Here is a 9,247-nt window from a genome sequence, read left to right as displayed (position 1 = left end):
GGGTGTCACACTGTCCACCGCCATTGGCTGGCTGTACTTCGTCCTGCGCAGTCTGTGCCAGCGGAACCGGCTTCCTGCCGGAACGGATACGCCGGCATCTGCCCGCCAGATTCTCCAGCGTCTGCTGTACGTCATGATTCCCGTGGCGCTGGGATCGCTGGTGACCAACCTCACCTCTCTGCTGGATCTGGTCACCATGATGCGCTGTCTGGGACACGTGCAGTTCTACCATCTCCCCGCACTCACCGCACGCTACGGCGATCTGGCAGCGAGTCAGGACTTTCCGGCATTTGTCTACGGCGCTTTCACCGGCATGGCAATCACCGTGTTTAATCTGGTGCCCTCCGTCACCAATATGCTGGGAAAGAGCGCCCTGCCCTGCGCCGCCGCCCTGTGGATTCGGCAGGACACCACGGCACTTGTGCAGCACACCCGTTCCGTTCTCACAGCATCCGCTGCCATGGCACTTCCGGCGGCATGCGGGCTGGGGCTTCTGGCGCAGCCGGTCATGCACATCCTCTACAGCAGCCGTCCGGCAGAGGCAGCTCTCGCTGCGCAGGCGCTTCAGGCACTGCTGGCAGGCATGGTCGGCCTGTGTCTGACCGTTCCTCTTTGCAGCATTTTGCAGGGCATCGGGCGTGCTGCTTTTCCGGTTCTGTGCATGCTGGCAGGAGTCGCCGTCAAGCTCGCCGGAAATCTCCTGCTGATTCCCCGTCCGGAATTTTGCATCATTGGCGCAGGAATCTCCACCTCCGCCTGCTATCTGCTGCTGCTCCTGCTGATTCTGCTGGGACTGCGCCGTATTCTGGGGCAGCCCCTGCATCTGTGCGCTGCGCTCTTTCCCATTGTGCTGGCATCCGCCGGCTGCTGCGCTGCTGTCCTGGTCTGCCGGAACTGGCTGCTGCCCCACGGGAATCTGTGCACCGTTGCGGTGTGCACACTGGCGGGCGGAACGGTCTATCTGGCGATATTACAGCTGTTTCGGCTGCTGCAGCCAAAAAAGGCGCACTGCGGAACACTCCGCAGCACGTCTTGATGTGGTTAATATTCTCCAAGGCACTGGGCAAACAACACGCAGCGAATGCCGTCATCCGCACCGGAATTGCAGGTTTGCAGGGCAATCATCTTGTCTCCAAACGCCGGCGGATCGTTCTCCGGCGCATACCAGACCATCGCCGTCTCCCGAATATCCTTGATGTACTTCTCAAACTCCATCTTATTCAGTGTGATTTGATTCCAGTACTCGAACTTCGCCCCCGTCTCTCCGTTCAGCACGGAACAAGCCACAATGCGGTACAGATAGCGCTTATCCAGCGACGCCACCTCAAAGTAGGGGTGCGCCTTTCCGAACTCCTCGCTCTGGAAGCTGCGGATCGCAGCGAACATCGCACCGCTTGCCATGTTATGCCCATAGAACAGGGTGTTCTCCGTCTTTCCGATTTTGCCCCGGAAGTCCTCAAAAATCGAACCGGAGCTGCTGGGATTTTTCTGCCAGTCTTTGTCGATATAGAATGCATTGTCCTCACCCTGTACCACAGGATAGTCCACAACGGTATCCGAAATGTAGATCCAGCCCACTACGTCGCTGTTGACCTCGTGATGCTGCTTAACCTTTGCCATATCCAGCTTCATCTGGTAATCATATGTCACTGTGGTGGTTGTGGTAACTGTGGTGGTTGTCGTTGTGGTGGTTGTCGTTTCCGTTGTTGTCAGGATCGGAATCGCATCCGGCGCAGACACTTTATCCGCACCGGCGAATACGATCAGACAGATGATCACCACTACCGCAAGGGCAATGCCGATTCCGATCAGTACTTTTTCCAATTGTTTGATCCGTTTGATTGCCATGATACACTTCCCCAGAACAAAAATCCTCTGCCGGCGCACCGGCGCTTTGAGTCAGGATAGACTCTGATACATTTTAGTATAGCCTTTTTCTGAAACAATGTCAAGCTTTTTTCGAAATTTGGTTGCAATTGTGGCAGGGAACGACAGCGATGTATGGTTTGGCGGGACATGATGTGCTGTGTCCCGCCAATTTCAGAAAAAGAAATTTCGTTGAAAACGTTCCACCGGAACGTTTTCAAAACACCAGTACAGCAAGCGGGACACAGGGCGGAGCGGTCTTGTTCGCTCCGCCCTCGAAAAGCTGTCGCTTTTCTAACCCACCTTCTCCGTGCGCCAGAACATGGCGCAGGGATTTCGCCGTCTGCGGACGGCGACTTAGAGGGCACGTGCCCTCTAAGAACACCTCGCCAGCTGCGCTCAGCTGGAGCAGCCTTATAAGGTAACGATTCTGAAATCGTTCTGTTTTTGCACGATGCTTTTTGTTACAGCATCCCTCTCTGCACAAAGCAAAAGCCCCCACGGCATCATCATACCGCAGGGGTTTCTTCATCTGCTCTTTTTGACAGCTTTCTTATCTGGAAACGTGGAATGCATCCATGCCCGGATATACTGCGCTTGCGCCCAGCTCTTCTTCGATTCTCAGCAGCTGGTTATACTTGGCAACACGCTCGCTTCTGCTCGGTGCGCCGGTCTTGATCTGGCAAGTATTCAGTGCTACTGCCAGATCGGCAATAGTAGTATCCGCGGTTTCGCCGGAACGGTGAGAGGAAATTGCTGTGTAGCCGGCGTTGTGTGCCATCTTGATGGCTTCCAGTGTCTCGGAAACAGAACCGATCTGGTTCAGCTTGATCAGGATGGAGTTGCCGCAGCCCAGAGAGATACCCTTGGACAGGCGCTCGGTGTTGGTAACAAACAGATCATCGCCAACCAGCTGCACCTTGCCGCCCAGCTTTGCGGTGAGCTTCTGCCAGCCCTCCCAGTCCTCTTCATCCAGAGCATCCTCGATGGAGATGATCGGGTACTTCTCTACTAGATCTGCCCAGTGCTGGATCAGCTCGTCCGAAGTGAAATCCCTGCCGGACTTGGGCTGGTGATAGAAACCCTTGCCCTTTTCGCTCTTCCACTCGGAGGAAGCAGCGTCCATTGCGATCATGAAATCCTTGCCCGGCTCATAGCCGGCAGCCTTTACCGCCTCCAGAATGGTTTCGATGGTCTCATCATCGCTGGACAGGTTCGGTGCAAAACCGCCCTCGTCGCCAACGGAGGTTGCCAGACCCTTTGCCTTCAGGATCTTTGCCAGATTGTGGAATACTTCTGCACACCAGCGCAGTGCTTCCTTGAAGGTCGGTGCGCCAACCGGCATGATCATAAATTCCTGTGTGTCTACCGTATTGGTGGCATGAGCACCGCCGTTCAGAATGTTCATCATCGGCACCGGCAGACGATTGCCGGAGATGCCGCCCAGAAAACGGTACAGCGGAATGTTCTGTGCGATAGATGCAGCTCTTGCAGCAGCAATGGACACTGCCAGAATGGCATTGGCGCCCAGCTTGGACTTGTCCTTGGTGCCGTCTGCATCGATCATTGCCTTATCCACAGCGTAGATGTCGGAGGCATCCATGCCCGCCAGAACCTCGTTGATGATGGTATTGATGTTCTCCACTGCCTTGGTGACACCCTTGCCCAGATAACGGGACTTGTCGCCGTCACGCAGTTCCAGCGCTTCGAACTCGCCGGTGGATGCGCCGCTGGGGGCAGTACCTCTGCCGACCGTACCGTCGATCAGATATACCTCAGCCTCTACAGTGGGGTTTCCTCTGGAATCCAGAATCTCTCTTCCGATAACCTTTTCAATTTCCAAATAATTCATGATGCTGATCTCCTTTGATGGATAAGTTACAGACAAGCTGTCCCGAAAGGAAGTCAGTCTTTCGGGACAGCCCGCATTTCTGCCACAGCAGAAAAGAAGTCTGTATGATTCATTCAAATAGGTTAGTGACGACTAACCTAAAAACAGTATACCATACTCTGCCCCCGCCTGTCAAGCATTTTTTTCATGCCGAAGCAAAAGCCCCTTGAATTGAGGTACTTTCTTGACAGCCTGCACAAAATCTGATATAATATAGATGCGGAATCTGGCAAATATCCCCTGTCGCCGATTCCGCACAGACTCTCACGAGGAGGTGTCCCCCATGTTTACGTTTGCTGTCTGCGACGACCAGCGAGAGGACGCAGAAAATCTGCGCCGCTGCATTTCCCTGTTTGCACAGACGCAGGAGATTCCGGTACAAACCGATGTTTTTTCCGACAGCGCTGCGCTGCTGAACGCATCCCAGCACTATGACCTGATCTTTCTGGATGTGGAAATGAGCCCCATGAGCGGCATTGAAACCGCAAAGGAACTGCGCAAACGGGAGACATTCCTCAAGGTTCCCATTGTCTACGTCACCAGCTATCCGGACTACTGGCGCCACGCCTATCAGGTACACGCCTTTGACTTCATTGAAAAGCCCTTTCCGGAGACACGGGTTTTCCAGACGCTTCGGGATTTTCTCCGGCTCGTTCCGCCGCAGGATGCCAGGACGATTCCGCTTCAGGTGGAGGCGGGAGAGATCCAGCAGCGTGTGGACGAGATCTGTTATTTTCTCTGCACCGAAAAGCGGCGTGTCATTGTCCACACCACATCCGCACAGTACGTGGTTAGGGACTCCCTGAACTCCATCTATGCGCAGCTGGATCCGGCGCAGTTCGACATGCCCCACCGCTGCTGCATCGTCAATTTCCGCTACGTTCAAAATATCGTGAACTATTATGATATCATCATGACAGACGGGGAATTTCTTCCCCTCGCACAGAAAAAGCGCACCCAATTCCGCAGAAAACTCAGCGACTACATGCAGAGCCAAAACAACAGCATCCCCCATGCTCTGCTGTGAGGAGGTCTTTCCCATGACAATTTCCCCTGTTCTCATGTTTCTGCTGCAAAGCAGCATTGCTGTTTCCATCTATCTGGTGGCATGGCACTATGACGCTCACTGCTTCACGCCACGCTTCCAGCAGCAGTTCCTCTACCCTGCGGCATTTGTAAGCGCAATGGTTCTCATGCGGGCGGTCAATCTGCTGGACATTCCGCTGTTAAATTTACTTTACACCACCGTTTCCCTCTTTGTGCTCTGTCTGGCGCTGTACCGCTGCAATTTTCAGCAGGCGTTCGTCCGAGTCATGCCATACGTGCTGGTCTGCCTGTTCTGCGACCCGTTTTCCATCCTGCTGCCGGCGATTCTCAGCCACCACAGCATCGCAGAAGTCCAGCAGTCCAACACCCTCTCCCTGCTTTGCTGCAGCATCAACGTCCTGCTCTTTCTCTTTGCCTACCAGATTTTCACCATGCTCACCCTCCGATACAAAGCCGTCACGCTGAGTCTGCAAAAGATCTGTTTTCTCATCGGGCTGATCGTCGGCGAAGTCTTTGCGCTGGAGGCAATGATGCAGATGATGGAGGATTCCACGGACACCATCTGGCTGCTTCTGGCGATAACAGGATTTCTGTGCGTAGACATCTATGCTGCTTTCGTCATCTATCAGGATTCCCGCATCCAGCAGGAAAAAACCGCATTGGAGCTGGCGAAAAAACAGAACAAGATCCAGCTGGACTATTACCGGACGCTGGGGAAGAATTATCAGGACTCCCGCATCCTGCTCCACGACATGAAAAAGCATCTCGCCGTGGTGGAGGGACTGCTTCAGCAGGAAAACGCCACTGCGGCACAGCCCTATTTTCAGGAGCTGTACCAGAACGTCAACAACCTGTTCCAGGGATTTCACTGCACCAACCCCATTCTCAGCATTGTCATGGGGCAGAAAATCTCGGAGGCGGAGGAGGCGGACATTCACATTTCCACGGACATCGAAGATCTTCCGCTGGAATTTCTGGAGGACTGCGACATCACGGCGATTTTCTCCAACCTCTGGGATAACGCCATTGCCGCAAACTGCACCGTTCCGCCGGAACAGCGGCGCATCCACATTCAGATGCATCAGATCAATCACTTTGTCACCATTGCCTTTGCCAACCAGTTCAACGGCATTCTCAACCGCTGCGGCACAGAGCTGCACTCCACCAAACCCGACCACACCGGCATCGGACTCACCAGCATCCGCAGCACTGTGGAAAAATACGACGGCATCTTTCAGGTCAAGCCCCGTCCGGAGGCGCACACCTTTACGGCGCAAATCACGCTTCCCATTCCGGAACCGTGTCCGGTGCGGGCATAGCCAGTCAGGCGAAAGCAAATGAAAACAGTCTGGATTTTCTTGGAAAATCCAGACTTCTTTTTGTCGTTCAGGCAGAATAATTGTCATTCGTGAAAAAGCCCTTGCAATTCCCCGCATTTTGAGATACAATAAATGGCAGAAAAACGATAGGCTTCTATTCCGCTTCGGCTTGGAACAGAGGCTTGTTGTCATCTTTGAACCCAAGAGCCTGTTTCACATTTTTGGGGACAGATTCTAAGCAGGAGGCACGTTATCTTTATGCGTCAAAAAATCCATGTGTACTCAATTGTCGCAGCTCTGACCGCACTGACATTTCTGGCAGTCGGCTGCACCATGGCATCCACACAGGACATTTCTATAACAGCAACGGACACGACATCCCAGACCATGCAAACCGCCCCCGCAGCTTCCCCGCCGAATTCCCTGACAGAATCCAATCCTCTCTTGCTCACACCCATTTCGAAGGAAGAGCTGTATCATAAAATGCGGAACTCCGTGGACTATTTCAGCCAGATCTCCGGAAAAATCATCGACTCCAAAACCGGCGATGACCGCATCCAGACCGTGGAATTTTCCTGCGATCTGATGCAGGACTGTTCCTATGCGAAAATCTCCTTCCACAACCCGACGGACTGGTCGGACTGCGGAAACCAAATTGTTTATGCCCAAGACGGCAAGGTGATCTGCACAGACATCACCGACAAAACCGACCGGATTCAGCCCGCCAGTCAGCAGCAGGACGAGAAGGACATGCGCACCGATCCCATCCGGATTCCGGAAGTGAGCATCAGTCTTTTTCCGCAGTCGCTGGCAGTGCGGTATCTCGCCGATTTTGAACAGTGGCAGATTCGGGAGACCAGAGCCTGCCAGAATCGTGCCTGCGCCGTTGTCACTGGTACCATTCCGGCAACCGAACAGGATGCCGTATCCCAGTTCGAAATTTTTGTCGATCAGGAAACAGGGATTTTAATGCAATATGAGGGATATGACAGTTCCCACAGCATCATCGATTACATTTATACGGAAAACATGCAGTTCGAAAAGGACGCTGCACCCGTGCCGGTTTTCTCCCAAAACGACATCTCCGCCCACGATAAGCGGGAATCGTAAACAAAACATATGACATAAGTTCAGCTCGTTCCGAAACGCATTCGGAGCGAGCTGTTTTTTCTATCGATAAGTCATGCATCCTGTCTGATGCGCCGGCAATTATTCCGGTTTGCCGGTATCATCATCGTCGTCCTCATCGGCTTCTCCCAGCATATAATCCTCCAGCATTTGCTTGGCATCCTCATGTCCCTGCGCCGCCGCCAGGCGCAGCCAGTAGGCAGCCTCGTCCTCATCCGGATCGGTGCCGATGCCGTTGAAATAGCAGAAGCCCATCATATACTGCGCCTCATCATGCCCGTTATCCGCCGCTTTTTCGAACCAGTCCATGGCAATCTCGTCCTCTTCGCCGTCATCGCCTTTGAAGTGGCAGATCCCCACCATATACTGTCCGTTGGGATTTCCCAGATCTGCCGCTTTCTGAAACCACTCCAGTGCTTTTCCGTAGTTCTCCTCGGAATCGAAATAGTAGTAGCCCAGCTCACACTGGGCATCGGCGCTGCCCATATCCGCTGCACGTTTCAGATAGTCCAGCGCCTTATCCGTATCCACCGGAACGCCGTCCCCGTTCTCGTAGCAGACACCGAGGGCATACAGCGCAGACGCATTGGGCGTGCAAGGAATCTTCATGGACTCTCCTGCCGCAATACGCAGCAGACGCACAGCCTCCTCCAGATCGGTATCCACGCCAATGCCAAAGCGGTAGCAGCTGCCCAGCTGGAACGTCGCCTCCCGCTCGCCCACTGCCGATGCCGCTTCAAACAGCTCCACGGCTCTCTCCGGATCTTCCGGAATGCCGATGCCGTCCAGATAGCAGATTCCCAGCTGTGTCTGGGCGTGGGCGTGCCCCTGATCTGCCGCTTTCTGAAGCCAGGCAGCTGCCTCGGCATCGTCTGCCGGCACGGGATTGCCCTGATTCAAAAGGCACATGCCCAAGGCATACTGCGCCTTGGCGTTACCGGTTTCCTCCGCCGCTCTCCGCAGGAACTGCTGCACCCGTTTTTTCGATGTGTCCGAGATGCCGTCCATCACGTGACACTCGTTGATGAGAATGTTGTCAATGGGCAGGCTCTTTCGGATCTCCCGATACCACTGCAATGCGAACGCCTCGTCCTTTTCCACACCAGAACCGGACAGATAGCACTCCGCCACGTGAAACCGTGCGCTCATTTCGTCGGAGGATGCCTCCTGAAACATGGCGAACGCCTTTTCGGGATCCTTCGGCACACAGATGCCGTCCTGATAGAAACATGCCAGCAGCGTCATACACATATGATCGCCGCGTTCTGTGCCGAGCTGCAAGACACGGGCAGCCTTTTTCAGGCTGGAGCGTGCTGTCTGTCCCTCCAGATACAGGTACGCCAGCGATGCGCAGGATTCCATATCTCCGCCCTCTACGGCACGTGTCAGCCACTTTTCCGCCTCGGAGAAATTGACCTCAATGTCGCCGTTATACAGGTATCCGCAGCCCAGCTCCCGCTGCGCCGAGAGGCTTCCCTCTTCGGCGGCCTTGGTCAGCCAGTACACGCCCTGTTTCCGTACGTCCTCCGCTTTTTCGACGTTCGTATGAATCAAAAAGGTTCCCAGCACCTCCTGCGCCACCGAGATGCCGGCTTCCGCCGCCTGCCGCAATTTTTCCAGCCCCAGCTTTTGATTTGCCGGTGTTCCCACACCGTAAAGCAGACAGCAGCCCACCTCACAAAGCGCATCCGGATTTCCGGCGCTCTCCGCCTTTTGGAGCAGCGCAAAGCCACGCTGCTGCTGTTCCGGTCTGCCGTCATTCTGTTCCACCAGCCAGCGCCCCAGAATCAGCATGGCATCCGCATTTTCCTGCAATACCGCCTGTTCCAGAAGCTGTATGCCATGCGTCACATCCTGCGGAAGCACATTTTCGATACCCTCCAGCAGATAGCTGCCCAGATAGGTCTGCGCATTGCTGTCGCCGTCCCGCACTGCCCGCTGAATCCACAGGACAAAACGGCTGTCATTGCGCACCGTCCCGATTCCCGAGCGATAG

At 54.6% G+C, this 9,247-nt stretch carries 8 protein-coding genes; 4 read left to right on the top strand and 4 right to left on the bottom strand.

The features are described from left to right. The coding region (locus QZL66_RS09990) for a lipid II flippase MurJ (RefSeq protein ID WP_293614962.1) at positions 1-1,036 on the top strand (1,036 nt) is incomplete at its 5' end. Between the two features lie 5 nt (positions 1,037-1,041). Here QZL66_RS09990 and QZL66_RS09985 read toward each other — a convergent pair. The 3 genes from QZL66_RS09985 to eno form a co-directional block, all read right to left on the bottom strand. Beyond that, on the bottom strand, positions 1,042-1,848 hold the full coding sequence (locus tag QZL66_RS09985) for a class B sortase (RefSeq protein WP_022411572.1): 807 nt from the start codon (positions 1,846-1,848) through the stop codon (positions 1,042-1,044). Between the two features lie 235 nt (positions 1,849-2,083). Beyond that, a complete protein-coding gene (locus QZL66_RS09980) occupies positions 2,084-2,398 on the bottom strand; it encodes a hypothetical protein (protein ID WP_293614960.1) in 315 nt (104 codons plus the stop codon). Between the two features lie 21 nt (positions 2,399-2,419). Further along, positions 2,420-3,718: a phosphopyruvate hydratase gene (gene eno, locus QZL66_RS09975; protein ID WP_022411571.1), complete on the bottom strand. Its 1,299-nt coding sequence runs from the start codon at positions 3,716-3,718 to the stop codon at positions 2,420-2,422. A 322-nt stretch (positions 3,719-4,040) separates the two neighbouring features. On the opposite strand from eno, the gene QZL66_RS09970 reads away from it, so the two are divergent. The 3 genes from QZL66_RS09970 (at position 4,041) to QZL66_RS09960 (ending at position 7,233) form a co-directional block, all read left to right on the top strand. Continuing rightward, positions 4,041-4,784, top strand: coding sequence for a LytR/AlgR family response regulator transcription factor (locus QZL66_RS09970; protein WP_022411570.1), 744 nt, complete (start codon positions 4,041-4,043; stop codon positions 4,782-4,784). 13 nt (positions 4,785-4,797) lie between these two features. Continuing rightward, the gene (locus tag QZL66_RS09965) at positions 4,798-6,123 is read left to right on the top strand and encodes a sensor histidine kinase (RefSeq protein WP_022411569.1); all 1,326 of its coding nucleotides are present in this window, start codon (positions 4,798-4,800) and stop codon (positions 6,121-6,123) included. A 258-nt stretch (positions 6,124-6,381) separates the two neighbouring features. After that, positions 6,382-7,233 (top strand): hypothetical protein, encoded by an 852-nt coding sequence (locus QZL66_RS09960; protein ID WP_022411568.1) that lies wholly within the window; start codon positions 6,382-6,384, stop codon positions 7,231-7,233. Positions 7,234-7,332: 99 nt separating this feature from the next. On the opposite strand, the gene QZL66_RS09955 is transcribed toward QZL66_RS09960, so the two are convergent. Next, positions 7,333-9,247 (bottom strand): tetratricopeptide repeat protein (locus QZL66_RS09955; RefSeq protein ID WP_293614955.1); only part of this gene is annotated, 1,915 nt, incomplete at its 5' end.

Origin of the sequence: Ruminococcus sp. CAG:330 (assembly GCF_000437175.1) — a bacterium.
GTDB lineage: Bacteria > Bacillota > Clostridia > Oscillospirales > Ruminococcaceae > Ruminococcus_C.
The sequence above is the reverse complement of the archived record's forward strand: the minus strand, read 5'-3'. Positions and strand labels throughout refer to the sequence as shown.